Origin of the sequence: Hymenobacter sp., from assembly GCF_031398885.1 — a bacterium.
Lineage (GTDB): Bacteria > Bacteroidota > Bacteroidia > Cytophagales > Hymenobacteraceae > Hymenobacter.
Genome location: NZ_JANNOD010000065.1, coordinates 85,413 through 101,224, shown reverse-complemented (window position 1 = coordinate 101,224; position 15,812 = coordinate 85,413). Strand labels below are relative to the sequence as shown.

16 protein-coding genes are annotated in these 15,812 nt (G+C 63.0%); 8 read left to right on the top strand and 8 right to left on the bottom strand.

Annotated features, from left to right (window positions below; translation table 11 throughout):
• Positions 1-63: 63 nt before the first annotated feature.
• From argC to RMO51_RS13825, 3 genes are read right to left on the bottom strand one after another with little or no spacing between them, the layout of a single operon-like run.
• Positions 64-1,044 carry an N-acetyl-gamma-glutamyl-phosphate reductase gene (argC, locus tag RMO51_RS13835; protein ID WP_310395536.1) on the bottom strand — a complete coding sequence of 327 codons (981 nt, stop codon included), beginning with the start codon at positions 1,042-1,044 and terminating at the stop codon, positions 64-66.
• Positions 1,034-2,224 carry an argininosuccinate synthase gene (argG, locus tag RMO51_RS13830; protein WP_310395534.1) on the bottom strand — a complete coding sequence of 397 codons (1,191 nt, stop codon included), beginning with the start codon at positions 2,222-2,224 and terminating at the stop codon, positions 1,034-1,036. Before argG ends, argC begins: the two co-directional genes overlap by 11 nt.
• Positions 2,221-2,826, bottom strand: a complete 606-nt coding sequence (locus RMO51_RS13825) for a GNAT family N-acetyltransferase (protein ID WP_310395532.1) — start codon at positions 2,824-2,826, stop codon at positions 2,221-2,223. Before RMO51_RS13825 ends, argG begins: the two co-directional genes overlap by 4 nt.
• A 415-nt stretch (positions 2,827-3,241) precedes the next feature.
• Between RMO51_RS13825 and argB the strand changes: the two genes are divergently transcribed.
• From argB to argH, 3 genes are read left to right on the top strand one after another with little or no spacing between them, the layout of a single operon-like run.
• Positions 3,242-4,024, top strand: a complete 783-nt coding sequence (gene argB / locus RMO51_RS13820) for an acetylglutamate kinase (RefSeq protein WP_310395531.1) — start codon at positions 3,242-3,244, stop codon at positions 4,022-4,024.
• Complete coding sequence (locus RMO51_RS13815) at positions 4,012-5,079, top strand: M20 family metallo-hydrolase (protein ID WP_310395529.1); 1,068 nt, start codon at positions 4,012-4,014, stop codon at positions 5,077-5,079. Before argB ends, RMO51_RS13815 begins: the two co-directional genes overlap by 13 nt.
• A gap of 13 nt (positions 5,080-5,092) precedes the next feature.
• A complete protein-coding gene (gene argH, locus RMO51_RS13810; protein WP_310395527.1) occupies positions 5,093-6,406 on the top strand; it encodes an argininosuccinate lyase in 1,314 nt (437 codons plus the stop codon).
• 40 nt (positions 6,407-6,446) lie between these two features.
• On the opposite strand, the gene RMO51_RS13805 is transcribed toward argH, so the two are convergent.
• The 3 genes from RMO51_RS13805 to RMO51_RS13795 form a co-directional block, all read right to left on the bottom strand.
• Entirely contained in the window at positions 6,447-7,301 is an 855-nt protein-coding gene (locus RMO51_RS13805) for a hypothetical protein (protein WP_310395526.1), read from the bottom strand.
• A 3-nt stretch (positions 7,302-7,304) separates the two neighbouring features.
• On the bottom strand, positions 7,305-7,769 hold the full coding sequence (locus RMO51_RS13800) for a hypothetical protein (protein WP_310395524.1): 465 nt from the start codon (positions 7,767-7,769) through the stop codon (positions 7,305-7,307).
• Between the two features lie 133 nt (positions 7,770-7,902).
• On the bottom strand, positions 7,903-8,325 hold the full coding sequence (locus RMO51_RS13795) for an EamA family transporter (RefSeq protein ID WP_310395523.1): 423 nt from the start codon (positions 8,323-8,325) through the stop codon (positions 7,903-7,905).
• A 152-nt stretch (positions 8,326-8,477) separates the two neighbouring features.
• Here RMO51_RS13795 and RMO51_RS13790 point away from each other — a divergent pair, with 152 nt between their 5' ends.
• The 4 genes from RMO51_RS13790 to RMO51_RS13775 all read left to right on the top strand — a co-directional run bounded on the left by RMO51_RS13790 (position 8,478) and on the right by RMO51_RS13775 (position 11,356).
• On the top strand, positions 8,478-9,200 hold the full coding sequence (locus RMO51_RS13790; protein ID WP_310395521.1) for a PD-(D/E)XK nuclease-like domain-containing protein: 723 nt from the start codon (positions 8,478-8,480) through the stop codon (positions 9,198-9,200).
• Between the two features lie 130 nt (positions 9,201-9,330).
• Positions 9,331-9,927 carry a TetR/AcrR family transcriptional regulator gene (locus RMO51_RS13785; RefSeq protein ID WP_310395517.1) on the top strand — a complete coding sequence of 199 codons (597 nt, stop codon included), beginning with the start codon at positions 9,331-9,333 and terminating at the stop codon, positions 9,925-9,927.
• Positions 9,928-10,052: 125 nt separating this feature from the next.
• On the top strand, positions 10,053-10,985 hold the full coding sequence (locus RMO51_RS13780; protein ID WP_310395516.1) for an alpha/beta fold hydrolase: 933 nt from the start codon (positions 10,053-10,055) through the stop codon (positions 10,983-10,985).
• A gap of 74 nt (positions 10,986-11,059) precedes the next feature.
• A complete protein-coding gene (locus RMO51_RS13775; RefSeq protein WP_310395514.1) occupies positions 11,060-11,356 on the top strand; it encodes an antibiotic biosynthesis monooxygenase in 297 nt (98 codons plus the stop codon).
• A 91-nt stretch (positions 11,357-11,447) separates the two neighbouring features.
• Here RMO51_RS13775 and RMO51_RS13770 read toward each other — a convergent pair whose 3' ends face one another.
• Positions 11,448-12,473 (bottom strand): J domain-containing protein, encoded by a 1,026-nt coding sequence (locus RMO51_RS13770; protein WP_310395512.1) that lies wholly within the window; start codon positions 12,471-12,473, stop codon positions 11,448-11,450.
• A gap of 47 nt (positions 12,474-12,520) precedes the next feature.
• Positions 12,521-13,423 carry a histone deacetylase gene (locus tag RMO51_RS13765; RefSeq protein WP_310395511.1) on the bottom strand — a complete coding sequence of 301 codons (903 nt, stop codon included), beginning with the start codon at positions 13,421-13,423 and terminating at the stop codon, positions 12,521-12,523.
• Between the two features lie 744 nt (positions 13,424-14,167).
• On the opposite strand from RMO51_RS13765, the gene RMO51_RS13760 reads away from it, so the two are divergent.
• Positions 14,168-15,694: a TROVE domain-containing protein gene (locus tag RMO51_RS13760; protein ID WP_310395510.1), complete on the top strand. Its 1,527-nt coding sequence runs from the start codon at positions 14,168-14,170 to the stop codon at positions 15,692-15,694.
• The last annotated feature ends 118 nt before the right edge of the window (positions 15,695-15,812 follow it).

Here is a 15,812-nt window from a genome sequence, read left to right as displayed (position 1 = left end):
GGCTACTACCTCACGCGAGATGCTTCGCTGCGCGCTGCGTGACGTTCGGGTATTTCATTCAACTTATAAAAGCCCGGCCTTCAAATTCAACCCCGTCGTTTCCGGCAGTCTAAACAACAAGTTCATATTCTGCACCGCTTGGCCCGAAGCGCCTTTCACCAGATTATCAATAACCGAGGTAATCAACAGCTGCTTGCCCTGCTTCTGCACGTGCAGCAGGCATTTGTTGGTATTCACTACTTGCTTCAAGTGAATTTCCTGGTCTGAAACCGTGGTGAACGGCGCGTCAGCATAAAACTGCTTGTACAGATCCCGCGCCTCGTTCTGCGTCAAATCTGACGGCGTGTAGACGCTGGCGAAAATGCCCCGCGAGAAATTGCCGCGGTAGGGAATAAAGTGAATCTCGGCTTCCGACTGTGGTTGCAGCTGCGCCAGGCTCTCGCCGATTTCGCCGAGGTGCTGGTGCGTGAAGGGTTTGTAGATGGACACGTTGTTGGTGCGCCACGAAAAATGCACCGTTTCGGACAGGCCCTGGCCCGCGCCGGTTGAGCCGGTGATGGCCGAGACGTGGATGTCGTCGGTGAGCTTGCCGGCCTTCGCCAGCGGCAGCAGCGCCAACTGAATGGCGGTGGCGAAACAGCCAGGGTTGGCAATGCTCTGGGCTTGCTGAATGCGGCTTTTGTTCAGTTCCGGCAGGCCGTACACAAACTCGCGGCCTTCAAACTCAGCATCCGCGTTCAGGCGGAAGTCGTTGCTCAGGTCGATGACGTGCGTGGTTTTGGGCAGGGCGTTTTTCTGGAGCCACGCTTTGGAATTGCCGTGGCCCAGGCACAGAAACACCACATCCTCGTCGCCGACCAGCTCGGAGGCGAAAGTCAAATCGGTTTCTCCCACCAAATCGTCGTGCACTTGGTGCACGGGGTTGCCGGCGTTGGACGAGCTAACGATGCCGCTTATTTCCACAAACTCGTGGTGTAGCAGAATGCGGATGAGTTCGCCGGCCGTGTAGCCGGCCCCGCCCACGATGCCGACCTTAATTTTCATCGTTCAGGCTGGCGCTAATCTTCAGCTGGTTGCCAAAAATCTTGATGAAACCACGCGCGTCGCGGGCGTCCCAGGCGTTGTTCTCCTCGCCGTAGGTGGCCACTTTCGACTGCATCATGTCGTATTTCGACGCGATGCCGAGCAGGTCGAACCGGTACGGGTTGAGCTGCACGAACACCTTGCCCGAAACGTGTTTTTGCGACGATTCCAGGAAGGCTTCCATGTCGCGCATCACCGGGTCGAGGTACTGGGCCTCGTGCAGCAGCGTGCCGTACCAATTGGCGAGGTAGTCCTTGTGCAGCAGCTGCCAGCGGGTGCTGGTGTGCTTTTCCAGCAAGTGGTGCGCCTTGATGAGGATGAGCGGCGCGGGCGCTTCGAAGCCCACCCGGCCCTTGATGCCCAGAATGGTGTCGCCCACGTGCGTGTCGCGGCCGATGGCAAAGGCCGCGCCCAACTCGTTCAGCTTCTGAATCAGGGCTACCGGATTCAGCGTTTCGCCGTTGAGGGCCACGGGCTCACCGCGTTCGAAGGTGATTTCCACGCGCTCCGAATCCTGGCGCAGCAGCTGCGACGGGTAGGCGCTTTCGGGCAGGGCTTCGTGCGAAGTCAGGGTTTCCACGCCGCCCACGCTGGTGCCCCAAATGCCTTTGTTGATGGAATAGCGGGCCTTTTCCCAGCTCATTTTAAAGCCCTGAGCTTGCAGGTATTCAATCTCGGCCTGGCGCGAGAGTTTTAGGTCGCGAATGGGCGTCAGAATCTCCGTGTTGGGCGCGATAACCGAGAACGCCACGTCGAAACGCACCTGGTCGTTGCCGGCGCCGGTGCTGCCGTGCGCGATGTAGTCGGCCTCGTTGGCGCGGGCGTATTCGGCAATGGCCAGCGACTGGAACATGCGCTCGGCGCTTACACTCAGCGGGTACGTGTCGTTTTTCAGCACGTTGCCGAACAGCAGGAAGCGCAGGCAGTCGCGATAAAACCGGTCCGTGACGTCGATGACCTCGTGCTTCGCCGAGCCCAGCTCGAAGGCCCGCTTTTCGATGGCGGCCAATTCCCCGGCCGAAAAGCCGCCGGAATTGACGATGACGGTGTGCACTTCCAGGTCGAGGTCGCGGGACAAGTACACGGCGCAAAACGACGTGTCCAGGCCGCCGCTGTAGGCCAATATTACCTTTTTCTTCATGATGCGGAGTCGGTTGCGGAGGCGGGCGAAACGGGTTGGGACGCGGCGGCAAACTCAGGAACCTGCAACTGGACCAGGGCGTCGGCCGCGTCGAACAGCATGCCCGTGCAGAGGCACATTTTGCGCTCATTGTCCACCAAGATGCCGTAGTTTTTGCAGCTCTTGCAGCCTTTCCAGAAATCTTCGCTGCTTGTAAGCTCCGAAAACGTCACCGGCCGGTAGCCCAAATCGGAGTTGATTCGCATCACGGCCAAGCTGGTGGTGATGCCGAAGATTTTGGCGTTCGGGTACTTCGAGCGCGACAGGTTGAAGACGCCCTGCTTGATGGCCCGGCCCACCCCGTGCTTGCGGATGGCCGCATTCACCACCAGGCCCGAGTTGACCACAAACGTCTTGTCGTCAAACGTTTCGATGTAGCAGAACCCGGCCAATGCGCCTTCTACGAAAGCAATGATGCTGTCGCCGCTGGCCATTTTCTGGGCCACGTAGGCGGGCTCGCGCTTGGCGATGCCGGTGCCGCGCGTTTTGGCCGAATCAACGTACCATTGACATAATTGGTCAGCGTACCGTGCGTCCGCTGCCGTTGCAACCCGAATTGTCATTGCTATAGAAAAACTTAGGATAGATGCGCGGCTGTTCGGACGCACGCTTGCGGCGCGCGATTCCTACCAAAGCCCAAACCTGTCGGTAAGCTGAGCGGATACTAGCCCGGCTCAAAAGGGCTGGCCCCAAGGCCAACATGCGGCTGCTGAAGCCGCTAGGGTCGTCGCACCAGGGCGCAAGCGGTTGCGCACACGCCATTCATTCCCGGCCAGGCGGCAGGAGCGAGCAAAGCAGGCGTGGAAACCGAGAAGGACATGGGTGCTAACTAGTGATTGGCGCTTCAACGAACGCCCGAACCAGGAGGTTCAATTCTGCCGCAAAGCTAAAAGCTCCTATTTTTGCCTGCAACATTTCCCACACATTTTTTGAAATAGTAACATTCTCTCCCTCGGGCAACGGTGAAATAAAACACGCATGAAACCTGTGCTCAACGTATTCAAGATTGGCGGCGGCATTATCGACCACGAGCCGGATTTGCTGGAATTCTTACGACGGTTCGCGGCAATCGGCGGGCCGAAAGTACTCGTGCACGGCGGGGGAAAGGGCGCCAGTGAAATGATGAAGAGGCTGGGCATGGCGCCGCGCCTGCTGCAAGGCCGCCGCATCACCGACGCCGCGACGCTGGACATTGTGACGATGTTTTACGCGGGCAAGACCAACAAGCACATCGTGGCCGCGCTCCAACGGCAAGGCGTCAACGCGCTGGGAGTCAGCGGGGCCGACGGCAACGTAATCCGCGCCAGGCGGCGCCCGGTGGCTGAGGTGGACTACGGCTTTGTGGGCGACCTGGACGAAACCAGCGTCGACGCCGCGCTGGTTGGCCAATTCCTGGAGCTTGGGTTGACGCCCGTGTTTTGCCCCATCGTGCACGACGGGCAGGGACAACTGCTCAACACCAACGCCGACACCGTGGCGGCTTCGCTGGCCAAGGCCCTGAGCCATTGTCACGCAGTGGAGCTGCATTTTTGCTTTGAAAAAAAAGGGGTGCTGGCGGACGCGAATAATAGCCAGTCGGTCATTTCAAAAATAACAGTGGCTGACTACGCCGAATTACAAGCGCAGGGAATTATCGCCGATGGTATGCTGCCTAAATTAGATAACGCTTTTGAGGCCCTGGGCTACGGCGTCGAGAAAGTATTTATTGAACACGCGCTGCACATGGCGGGCGACGTAAAAACCGAGCTATGCCTGACGTAATCGAACGGCTCGGCGCGGACGCGGTGAAGCTGCTGGGGCAGCTCATCCGAACGCCGTCGTTTTCGCGGGAAGAAAGCAGTGCCGCCACCCTGATTCAGGAGTTTCTGGTGGCGCGCGGCGTGGCCACAAACCGTCAGCAGAACAACGTCTGGGCTTGTTCCCGGCATTTTGATGCGGGCAAGCCCACCGTGCTGCTCAACTCCCATCACGACACCGTGAAGCCCGGGGACGGTTGGCAACACGACCCTTTTGGTGCCGAGCTGGCAGGCGATAAACTGTACGGCTTGGGCAGTAATGACGCGGGCGGAGCAGCGGTAAGCATGCTGGCGACGTTCCTGTATTTTTACGAAAAGCACACCGCGTTTAATGTAGTTTGTGCAATTACGGCGGAAGAGGAAATATCGGGGGCAAATGGCATCCGCAGTGTGTTGCCGCTGCTGGGAAAAATCGATTTAGGTATTGTGGGCGAGCCCACCGGAATGAACTTGGCCATTGCCGAAAAAGGCCTGATGGTGCTGGATGGCACGGCCCACGGCAAAACCGGCCACGCTGCCCGCGAGGAAGGCGAAAACGCCCTTTACAAAGCCCTGGACGACATTCAATGGCTGCGGCAGCACCAGTTTCCGAAGGTATCGCCGCTGCTGGGCCCGGTGAAAATGACGGTGACGCAAATAACTGCCGGCGCCCAGCACAACGTGGTACCCGACCGCTGCCAGTTTGTGGTGGACGTGCGCACCAACGAGCTGTACCAAAATCAGGAAATCATCGATTTGCTCCGGGCCAACGTGCAGTCGGAAATTGTGCCGCGCTCCACGCATCTCAACTCGTCCAGTATCAACGAAAACCACCCATTGGTGCGCAAGGGCGTGGCCATGGGCAAGCGAATTTATGGTTCTCCCACGCTTTCCGACCAGGCCATGATGCCGTTTGAAACCCTGAAAATGGGACCGGGGGAAAGTGCCCGCTCGCACACGCCGGACGAGTTTATTCTGGTGAGTGAAATACGGGCCGGCATTCAAGACTACATCACCTTGCTGACGGATTTCAGTTTTTAATTATCAGCGCGCGATGAAGATTTGGGAAAAAGGGTTTTCGGTGAACGAAACCATTGAAAAATTCACTGTGGGCCAGGACCGGGTGCTAGATATGTACTTGGCGCCGTTCGACATGCTGGCTTCCAAAGCCCAGGCCAATATGCTGGCCCAGGTGGGCTTGATTACGGAGTTCGAACGGCAGCAATTAATTACGGGGTTGGATGAATTACTGGCGCAGGTGGCGGCCGGTACGTTTCAGATTGAGGCTGATTTCGAGGACGTGCATTCCAAGATTGAGCATTACCTGACCGAAAAATTCGGCGATGCGGGCAAGAAAATTCACACCGCCCGCTCCCGCAACGACCAGGTGCTGACGGCTATTCAGCTGTTCATCAAAGACTACACGGAGCGGACGGCGGGCAAAATGCTGGCCTTGGCGGCGGTGCTGCTGCAAAAAGCCGAAGCGCACAAGAACGACTTGTTGCCGGGCTACACGCACTTTCAGGCGGCCATGCCCAGCAGCTTCGGACTGTGGTTTTCGGCTTATGCCGAGCATTTGCTGCTGGATTTAGCGCTGTTTGAGGCCGCGCACGCCGTGGCGGACCAGAACCCGCTGGGGTCGGGCGCGGGCTTCGGCAGCAGCTTCCCGATTGACCGGGCAATGACGACCCGGGAGTTGGGGTTTGGCCAGCTGGCGGTGAGTGCGGTGGGCGCCCAGATGCTGCGCGGCAAGACCGAAAAAACCCTCGCGTTTGCCATTGCGGGCGCGGCGGGCACGCTGGGCAAATTGGCCTACGACCTGGTGCTCTACAACAGCCAGGATTTGGGCTTCGTGACGCTGCCGCAGGAATTCACCACCGGCTCCAGCATCATGCCCCACAAGAAAAACCCCGACGTGTTTGAGCTAGTGCGGGCCCAGGCCAACCGCCTGCAGGCGCTGCCCAACGACATTATGCTGGCCACCAGCAACCTGCCCAGCGGCTACCACCGCGACTTTCAACTGCTCAAAGAATTGCTGTTCGGACCAATGATGCAGTTCACGAATTTGCTCGACATCCTGTTGTTCGCCCTGCCCGAAATCGAAATCAAGGCCGGCGTAATCGAGCAGGCCAAATACGACCCCATCTTTTCGGTTGAAAACATCAACCAATTGATTCTGGCCGGCGTGCCGTTTCGGGATGCGTACCAGCAGGTGGGCCGGGCCGTGGAAGACGGCAGCTACGTGCCGCACCGGGAGTTTCACACCACGCACCTGGGCAGCATTCACAACCCCGGACTGGCGGAAATTGACGCCAAGTTCCAGCGGTGGAAGGCGCGCAGCTCCTTGTTTGCACGGGACCGGGAATGAGGACCGGTAGTTGCCGCGCTGCACGCGCAGTGGCAATCAGTCACCATTCCACCGCGACGCCGAACGTGAACTGAGCCCCCGAGTACACGTTGCGCAGCTTGCCAAAGCCGCCGGCTACGTCGGCCGTGGCCGCGAGGTGCTTGGTGAAGCTCCAGCTGGCCCCGATGCCGGCCGTGGAGTAGGCCACGCCTTCGCCCAGGCCGATGTTGCCGAGCTTGCCCGGGTTGGGAGCCCCCACGTTGTCGAGGGTGCGCAGGTTGGCCGTGAGCCAGAGCTGGTCGAAGAAATGGTAGCCCACTTGCGCGCCGAAGGTGTACTGGTCGGTGAAGCCGGCGGTGCGCGCGTTGTAGCCCGCGTCCAGGGTAAAAAAGGCGGGGACGGTGCCCAGGCTGTGGGAAAGGGCGGCCCGGGTCCAGATGTTCCACTGCCCGTTGCCGGTGGGCAGAAACACGAAGCTGTCGGGGTCGTTTTGAAAAAAGCCCCGCTCGTTGGGGTTGCCCAGCGGGGCCTGCGCCGCCACGGCCACGGCCAGTAGCCATTTGCCGGTGAGCACGCCGTAGCGCAGGCCGAACTCCGGGTCGCCCACGCCCTGGCCGGGGCTGGTGTCGGGGAAGGTGGCCCGGCGGAAAAACGGAAAATTCAGGGTGGCTTCGAGGCGGTCGGTAAGGCCGTACTCGCCGTACACGCTGTATACCTGCTGCCTGAACTGCGCCGTGGCAACGGTGCCGCCCCGCAGCGGGTGGTACTTGGTGGTGTTGGCCAGCGTGAGGCCAACTTTCCCGTAGCCGTGGCCTTTTTTGCGGGTCCAGCCGCCGCCGGCCTGCGCCGACGAATACGTGAGCAGCGCGGCGCCGAAAGCCAGCAGTGCGCTCACCCGAAAGCGGTGGGGCCGCATGGCTTACTGCATGGGCGCCGCCCCGAAGTTGTATTGGGCCGGGTCGCAGTGCAGAATGACGTGCGAAAAGCCGGCGGACGTGCCCGTGATGGGCAGCAGCTGGGCCCCCGACTGGGTGATGGTGCCCACGCGCACCACGCTGGCCGGGTCGGCGGCCCGCTGGTTGCGCACCAGCGCGTTCGACTTGGCCAGGTAAATCCCGAGGGAGCCGGTGTGAAAATCGGTGTAGAAATCGGCGTTGAATTGCACGTGCTCGCTGCCATCGGCGGCTTTCACGATGGCAATGGTGCCGCCGCTCATCACGCCGCCCTGCGCCACCACGGTACCCATGCGCAGGGTGGTGAACACGGTGCTGGCGGGGGGCGCCGGGGCGGCGGGCACGGCGGTTTCCTTATTGCAGGCGTTCAGCAGCAGCAGCGCAGCGGCCAGGCCCGGCAGAAGAGATGAGAAGAGGCGTGGCTTTTTCATAAGGCGAGGAATGGCGAGGGGTGATAAGGGGTTCTCTCCGGCCAGACGTGCTCCGAAAACGAACCTTACAGGGTCGTCTGAAAATAATTAGGCACAGGGGTGATACGAGTAAAGGACGCGTTTGGACCGCCAATCAGGCCCATACCAGCACCACGGTCCCGGCCAGGATGAGTCCCGCGCCCAAGGCGCCGCGCACGGAAATGGTTTCGCCCAGGAACACCACCGCCAGTAGCAGCGCCAGGGCAACGCTCAGCTTGTCGACGGGGGCTACTTTGCTCACCGGGCCGAGCTTGAGGGCGCGGAAATAGCACAGCCACGAAGCCCCCGTGGCCAACCCCGACAGAGCCAAGAACAACCACGTGCGCGCCGTCAGTAGGGGCAGTGCTGCCGTGGCCCCGCGCGCCAGCACGATGCCCCAGGCCAGCAGCAGGATGACGACAGTGCGAATGGCCGTGGCCAAATCGGAGTCGACGCCCCTGATGCCGATTTTGGCAAAAACCGCGGTGAGCGCCGCGAACAGGGCCGAAAGCAGGGCGTAAGGAATCCAGGAAGCCATGGCAGCAAAAAGAAATGGAGGAACATCAAGGCCCGTCGCCCCGCCCGGCCGAAGTACGCACGCCGCCGCGGAATGGCCGTCGCTACCTACAAAAAGGGCGGCCTGGGAGCCATTACGCATTTTTGTCTGTTACCTTTTCAGCCACGCCCATTATGCCCGAATTCATTACGCCCTTCCGCCGACCCGACCTGCTGCGCCTCGACTACGACACGTACCGCGCCCTGCCCGCCATCGCCAACTCCGACCTCTCGCGCCTGCGCGACGCCCTCGACGGCCGCCCACCCCGCCCCCAAACCAATTCCAACGAAGGCGCCCTGAGCTTTGGCACCGCGTTTCACACCGCCCTGCTCGAACCGGGCGAATACGTGCCCGGCCAGCCCGGCCTCAACGACACCCTGGTGTGGTGGCTGGTCGACGGCGTCAAGCTTAACACCCAGCTGGCCGCGCTGCTTGCGCTGGGCACCCCGGAAACCAGCGTGCTGTTTACGGAGCCCGACACCGACACGCTCTGCAAGCTGCGCGCCGACCTCGTGGTGGACCAGCCCGACCAGCCGTTCACCATCATCGACTTCAAAACCACCATGGCCCGCGACGCCGACCACTTCCTCTGGCAATGCTCGGCCTACGACTACGACCGCCAAGCGGCTTTTTACACCGACGCCCTGCGCGCCGAGCGGTTTTTGCTGGTGGGGGTGCAAAAGGTGGAGCCCTTTAGTGTGTTCACCATCGAAGTGAGCGAGCACATGCTGGCCGAGGGCCGCGCCAAGTACCAGCGCCTGCTGCGCCTGCTCAAAGCGCCCGCCACCGCGCCCGCCTACCGCGCCGAGGCGGTGCAGGCCGCCGTCGACGCCCTGGGCCGGCATCCCGAAGAGTAGCCCTTGGCTCCCCGAAGCTCCGCTCAATCCGCTCAAGGCCCTGCTCCCCGCGAGCAGGGCTTTTTGGGCTTTTGACTTCTTTGCTTACTTACTAGTAAGTAAAATATAATTCGCTTATATTTGCTTCATCATGACCCAGCAAGCAACGCCCCCCGTAACGCCCGCCGACACCCGGGCCCGCATCCTGGACCTGGCCGAAAACCTGCTGCTGGAGCGCGGCTTCAATGCCTTCAGCTACCAGCACATTGCCCGCGAACTGGGCATGAAGCCGGCGGCCATTCACTACCACTACCCCAGCAAAGACGACTTGGGCACCGCCATCGTGGCCCGGCAGTTGCGGCGCCTGCGCAAGTGGCGCGACCTGCCCCGGGTAGCCGAGCTGCGGCCCAACCAGCAGCTCGAAGCCCTGTTTGCCGTGTACGATACCCACCTCGGGCACGACCGCCGCGTGTGCCTATTCGGGGCGCTGGCGGCCGATTTTCGCACCCTGCCCGCCCCCATGCAAGCCGAGCTGCGCACCTTCAACCGCGAGCTGACCGAGTGGCTGGCTCAGGTGCTGGCCGTGGGCCGGGCCACGGGCACCCTGCGCTTTGTGGGCAGCCCGGCGGCCAAAGCGGCGCAGGTGCTCACCACGCTGGCGGGGGCGCTGCAAGTGGCCCGGGTGCACGACGAAACCCCGTTCCAGGTCATCGTCGGCCAGCTGCGGCTGGAGCTGTTTGCCCAGTGAAGAATGCCTGCGAAAAGGCCCGGGCCGCCCCGGCTTTTCAAAGTGTGATGCTGCCCGTGCCCGGCAATTGGCCGCTCCGGGCAGAAGCCTCGGAATCGACAATCGTAATCATCCGCTGACTTGCCATGACCAACACCTATTCTCCCGCCCACGATTATTACCCGGCGGCGGCGGCGCCTGCCGCGGCGGCCCCGCGCGTGCGGTATCCTTCGCCCCCGCCCGCGTTGCGCTGGTTGCGGGTGCAGTTTCGCATTCTCGCTGCGGTGGCCCCCGGCCTGGCGTTCCGGCTGGCCTGGAAGCTGTTTTGCACGCCGCGCCGCCTGCCCCTCAAGCCCTGGGAGCCCGCTGCGCTGGCCGACGCCCGCCGCCGCACCATCGACAACCCCGAAACGGGCGCCGTGGCCGTGTATGAGTGGGGCCCGGCCGCGGCGCCGGCCGTAGTGCTCGTGCACGGCTGGGAGCACCGGGCCAGCTTCTGGCGGGCCTGGGTGCCGGCGCTGCTCGCGGCCGGCTACCGGGTGGTGGCCCTGGACGGGCCCGCGCACGGCGCTTCGGCCGGCCGCCAGGCCACGCTCACCGGCTTTGGCGGGGCCGTAGGGGCCGTGCTGGCCACGGCCGGGGCGGTGCGCGCCGTGGTGGCGCACTCCTTCGGGGCCGCGGCCGTGGCGGGCTTGCCGGCGCGGCTGCCCGCCGGGCACGGCCCCCTGCCGCGACTCGTACTGCTCAGCGCCCCGGTGAGCCCGCGCGCGGTGGCCGGGCGCTTTGCCGACCTACTCTACCTACCCGCGGACACGGTGGAGCGCTTCGCCCGGCACATTCTGGAATATACCGGCCGGCCGGCCGATTCGTTTGCCGTGGCCGCCGCCGGGCCCACGCTGGGGGCCGAAAAGGTATTGCTGCTGCACGACGAGCACGACGAAATCGTGCCCTTCGCCGAGGGCCGGCAAATTGCCGCGGCCTGGCCCGACGCGGTCCTGCTGGCCACGCGCGGCCTGGGGCACAACCGCATTCTGCGCGATGCCGGCGTGGTGCAATCTGCGGTGGCCTTCATTTCGTAGCTCACCAGTCGCACCAGCCGAAAAAGCCTGGCGTTTGTTGCGTACGGACCTCCACTCTTAACCCCCTCTTTCTCATGGTAAAAGTTGCCCTCCTGGTTCGCCTCGAAGTGAAGCCCGGCCACGAACAAACCGTCGCCGATTTCCTGGCCGGCGCCCTGCCCATTGTGGACGCCGAGCCCGCCACCACCACCTGGTACGCCCTGCGGCTGGGCCCGTCCACTTTCGGCATTTTCGATACTTTTCCCGACGAAGCCGGCCGCAAAGCCCACCTCGCCGGCCAGGTAGCCGCGGCCCTGGGCACCCACGCCGACCTGTGGGCCAGCCCGCCGCACATCGAAATGGTGGACATCCTGGCCTCGAAAGGCGCCTAGCGTTTCGCCACAGCCGCTACTATTGAAAAGGCCACTCTGCTAATATTTGCAGGGTGGCCTTTTTGCCGTTGTCAGAACCGGCGCGGCGCGGTTAAATGCTTTCGAGTCCTTCGGCGGCGAGTTGCCGGAGCACGTCGCGCAGGCCGTCGGGCTCGCGGAGCAGCTGGCCCACGTGCTGCAAGTAGTCGGCCTCGGCGCGCAGGTCGCGCTTGAGCTGGCGCAGCTCCAGCTCCTGCTTCTTGCCGGTGCTGCCCACAAAACCGTGGGGCCCGTACTTCACCTCGTTCATGGCCTGCTTCAGGGTGATTTGCTGTTGGCGCAGGGCGCGGGTGTAGCGCGCCAGCACGTCGTCGGCGGCCGCATCGGCGGGGCCGGTTTCGGCCAGCAGCCGCAGCAGCGTGTAGAGGTCGTCGGCCTCGTAGGCGGCGGTGATGCGCTGCATCTGGGCGGTTTTGTCCGCTTGTTTCTCGGGGTCGCGCTCCAGGTCGGGGTGGTGGGTCCGGGCCAGCTGACGGTAGATGGTTTTGGCGTTGGATTCGAACTGCTGCTGGTCGGCCCGCGCCGCTTGCGCGGCAGCCTCCTGGGCGCGCTGGGCTTTGGTTTTGCGGCGGGCGCGGGCCTGGGCCGCGGCCTGCTCGTGCGGGGGCAGGGTGGGGTCGGGGGCAGGTGCCGGGTTGGGCGCAGAGTCGGCCTGGCTGGTGTTCTCCGCCGCTGAACCGGGCGCCTGGCGATGCTCCGCGGGGGCGTATTTGCGGATTATTGCCGCTTCGTCTTCGCCAAACCGCTCCTCCAACGCCCGCGCATTCCCGAGGATTAACGCCGTAATCTGGGCTTCCTCCAAGCGGCTGAAGCAGCTCAGCAGCAGGGCCTCTTCCAGGGCCGGAAACAAGCTACGCCGGGCCGTGACCACGGCCGTGGCTGCCGGGCCTACCTGCTGCCAGTAGCGCCGCCGCGCTTCGGCCTGCGCTGCGCGCAGGTCGCGCAACTGCTCCCGCAGGTTCTCCACGTCCACAATGGCCTGCCGAAAGGCCTGCTGGGCGGGGGAGCCCACGGGTTGCTCATCGAGCCGAACGGGCACGGTAATGGGCGCAGGATGCGCTGAATCAGCTTTTTTCATCAACTGCAAAGGTAGCAAAGCGGCAAGGGCAGTCAGCGGGGGCGCGCCTACGGCCACAGCTCAAATGCTACTCGAAACGTGTTGCAGTGCGCATCCACGATGTCGGCCAGCCGCTCGGAATAGCCGCCGCCCATGCCCACGGCCACCGGCAGGCCCCGGGTGCGGCAGAGGCCCAGCACCAGCTCGTCGCGCCGCCGGCAGCCGGCGGGCGTCAGGGCCAGCTTGCCGAGCTTGTCGGTGGCCAGCACGTCCACGCCGGCCTGGTAGAAGATAAAGTCGGGCTGCACCTGGTCCACCAGCGGCGCCAGCGTGGCCGCGAGCTGAGCCAGGTAGTCGGCGTCGCCGGTGCCCAGGGCCAGCGGCACGTCCAGGTCCGACCGCTCCTTGCGCAGCGGATAATTGGCGCCGGCGTGCATGGAAAAGGTGAAGGCCCGCGGCTCGTTTCGAAAAATAGCCGCCGTGCCGTCGCCCTGGTGCACGTCGAGGTCCACAATCAACACTTGCTTTGCCAAGCCGTGCGCCAGCAGCTGCGCCGCGGCAATGGCCTGGTCGTTGAGCACGCAAAATCCTTCGCCCCGGTCGGCAAACGCGTGGTGCGTGCCGCCCGCCAGGTTCAGGCCAATGCCATCGCGCAGGGCCCGCCGGGCCGACTGCACGGTGCCGGCGCTGCTGCTGAGCGAGCGCCGCACCAACTGCGCGCTTTGCGGCAGGCCCAGCCGCCGCACTTCGTCTGCCGAAAGCCGCAAGTCCCGCACTTTGCGCCAATACTCGGCGGTGTGAACCCGCAGAATGTCTTCCTCCGCGCACAGCCCCGGCTCGTAGAAATCTGCCGCCGCCGCGATGCCCTGCCACAGCAGCTGCTCCCGAATCAGGGCATACTTGGCAATGGGAAAACGGTGCCCGGCGGGCAAGTCCAGCGTGTAATGGTCGGAAGTAGCGAGGCAGGGCATGAATACGCAAAGCGCTAATCACGCAAAAGGTTGAGTGGGGCGAAATAGGAGTTTCCGTGTGAATGCGGTTTTGCTCCCCAAGCTTTACTGATGTATTCGCCGCTTTAGTTCAACAACGCAAAAGCGAATAATTGAGCAGAATGAGCATATTAAATAAATTAATTACCAATAATTTTAAAATTAATTTGCGCGGTAGAAATTAATTGCTAACCTTTGTCGCACCAAAAGCAAACAACCATGTACCGCCACCTAACACTCACCAGCAATTCGGATAAGATGCAGCCAGGTCGGCTGTTTCTGCTCGGTACGTTTGCCTGATTTTAGCTCCGCTGAAATCCGACACCGCCCGAGCCCATAACGCTCGGGTTTTTTGTTGTTAATCGGTTTAGTACCCGGTAACCCCACTTTCCCCATGCACGGTATCCGTCCCAGTTTCCTGCCCAAGCAGCCCAAGCGTCGGCCCAATTGCGGCTGGCGGGACCGGTGCGGCCGTGCTTTTCTTCTTGATTGGATGCGTCGATAATTCCGGCGTAAACCACGCGAATTAGAAAAGCCCGGCCCGTATTTGCCGGGCTTTTTCATGTCCGTAATGCCCAAATAAAAACACGTTTTTATTTGCCTGGGAGAGGTGTGTTCGATTAAATAATTAATCAGCTGCTCAACTTCTGGTTTTCAATTTGACCGGGCAACAATTAGAACAGGTAATTCAGAATTTAACATTCATCACTCAAAATTCCCACTGCCATGCGCTTCAACTTCTTCGCCCGAAACAGTGCCGCCGACACCGTGAACCACGAGGGTGCGGCGGCCTTCGCGCTCACGCCCCAAGTGGAATTGTACGCCGCCGTAGCCACAGCCGCGCTCAGCGACCAGTTCTACGAAAAAGCCGACGCCCGCTTGCAGCGCTTGCGCGAATTGGTGGGCCAGAACGAGCCGCTCTTCGTGGCGCAACTGGCCGTGTATGCCCGGGAAAGCCTCAACTTGCGCTCGGTGCCGCTGGTGCTGGCCGTAGAGTTGGCCCGGCTGCACCACGGCGACGGCCTCGTGAGCCGCCTGGTGGCCCGGGTGGTGCAGCGCCCCGACGAAATCACGGAATTGCTGGCCTTCTACGCCCAGGCCAACGCCCGGAGCGGTACCAAAATCCTCAACCGCCTCTCCAAGCAGGTGCAAAAAGGGCTGGCGCTCAGCTTCAACCGTTTCGACGGCTACCAGCTGGCGAAGTACGACCGGGCCGGGGCCGTGCGCCTGCGCGACGCGCTGTTCCTGGTGCACCCTACCGCCAAGGATGCGGCCCAGCAAGCCCTGTTCGACCAACTGGTGCGCGGCGAGCTGCCCACGCCTTACACCTGGGAAACCGAGCTGACGGCCGTGGGCCAGCAAGCTTTCGCCACGCCCGCCGACCGGGCCGCCGCCGTGGCCCGCACCTGGGAAACGCTCGTCGCCAGCGGCAAGCTTGGCTACATGGCCCTATTGCGCAACCTGCGCAACATCCTCGAAGCCGACGTATCGGCCGAAACCATGACGCGGGTCTGCGCCACCTTGTCCAATCGGGACGCCGTGGCGCGCAGCAAGCAGCTGCCCTTCCGCTTCCTGGCCGCCTACCGCGAGGTGAAAGCCTTACCCGGCGGTCACGTGGCGGCGGTGCTCGCAGCGCTCGAAACGGCCATTGCCCACAGCGCGGCCAACCTGCGCGGCTTCGGCCCCGCCACCCGCGTGGTGGTGGCCTGCGACGTATCCCGCTCCATGCAGCAGCCCATTTCGCCGCGCAGCAAAGTGCTGCTCTACGACGTGAGCCTGGTGCTGGGGATGCTGCTCCAGAGCCGTTGCCAAAACGTGGTCGCCGGCATGTTCGGCGACACGTGGAAGCGCATCGGCCTGCCCCGCGGGCCGGTGCTGCGCAACGTGGAGGAGTTCTACCGCCGCGAGGGCGAGGTAGGCTACAGCACCAACGGCCACTTGGTCGTCCGGGACTTGCGCGAGCGCCGCGAGGTGGTCGACAAGGTCATGCTGTTCACCGACGTGCAGCTCTGGAACAGCACCGGCGACGGCGGCACCCAGGCCCAGGAATGGGCCGCGTACCGCCGCACCGTGGCCCCCCAGGCCCGCCTCTACCTCTTCGACCTGGCCGGGCACGGCACCGCCCCGCTGGAGGTGCGCCCCGAAAGCGGCGTGGCCCTCATCGCCGGCTGGTCCGATAAGGTGTTCGACGTGCTGGCGGCGCTGGATAACGGCGGCACGGCGCTGAGCGAAATCGAGAAAATCGAGTTGTAAAACAAGGTGAAAAGCGGCCGGACAATCAAGCGGAACCCCGGCCGCCGCGGTGCAAGGTGCCGTAGGCCGGGCCTACTTCGCGGGTGCTGGGTGGCCGTTTCGGCGGTGAGGGTTCGAG

Coding starts and splice junctions, on each gene's coding strand:
- argC (WP_310395536.1), bottom strand. CDS start 1,044: ATGAAAATTAAGGTCGGCATCGTGGGCGGGGCCGGCTACACGGCCGGC.
- argG (WP_310395534.1), bottom strand. CDS start 2,224: ATGAAGAAAAAGGTAATATTGGCCTACAGCGGCGGCCTGGACACGTCG.
- RMO51_RS13825 (WP_310395532.1), bottom strand. CDS start 2,826: ATGACAATTCGGGTTGCAACGGCAGCGGACGCACGGTACGCTGACCAA.
- argB (WP_310395531.1), top strand. CDS start 3,242: ATGAAACCTGTGCTCAACGTATTCAAGATTGGCGGCGGCATTATCGAC.
- RMO51_RS13815 (WP_310395529.1), top strand. CDS start 4,012: ATGCCTGACGTAATCGAACGGCTCGGCGCGGACGCGGTGAAGCTGCTG.
- argH (WP_310395527.1), top strand. CDS start 5,093: ATGAAGATTTGGGAAAAAGGGTTTTCGGTGAACGAAACCATTGAAAAA.
- RMO51_RS13805 (WP_310395526.1), bottom strand. CDS start 7,301: ATGCGGCCCCACCGCTTTCGGGTGAGCGCACTGCTGGCTTTCGGCGCC.
- RMO51_RS13800 (WP_310395524.1), bottom strand. CDS start 7,769: ATGAAAAAGCCACGCCTCTTCTCATCTCTTCTGCCGGGCCTGGCCGCT.
- RMO51_RS13795 (WP_310395523.1), bottom strand. CDS start 8,325: ATGGCTTCCTGGATTCCTTACGCCCTGCTTTCGGCCCTGTTCGCGGCG.
- RMO51_RS13790 (WP_310395521.1), top strand. CDS start 8,478: ATGCCCGAATTCATTACGCCCTTCCGCCGACCCGACCTGCTGCGCCTC.
- RMO51_RS13785 (WP_310395517.1), top strand. CDS start 9,331: ATGACCCAGCAAGCAACGCCCCCCGTAACGCCCGCCGACACCCGGGCC.
- RMO51_RS13780 (WP_310395516.1), top strand. CDS start 10,053: ATGACCAACACCTATTCTCCCGCCCACGATTATTACCCGGCGGCGGCG.
- RMO51_RS13775 (WP_310395514.1), top strand. CDS start 11,060: ATGGTAAAAGTTGCCCTCCTGGTTCGCCTCGAAGTGAAGCCCGGCCAC.
- RMO51_RS13770 (WP_310395512.1), bottom strand. CDS start 12,473: ATGAAAAAAGCTGATTCAGCGCATCCTGCGCCCATTACCGTGCCCGTT.
- RMO51_RS13765 (WP_310395511.1), bottom strand. CDS start 13,423: ATGCCCTGCCTCGCTACTTCCGACCATTACACGCTGGACTTGCCCGCC.
- RMO51_RS13760 (WP_310395510.1), top strand. CDS start 14,168: ATGCGCTTCAACTTCTTCGCCCGAAACAGTGCCGCCGACACCGTGAAC.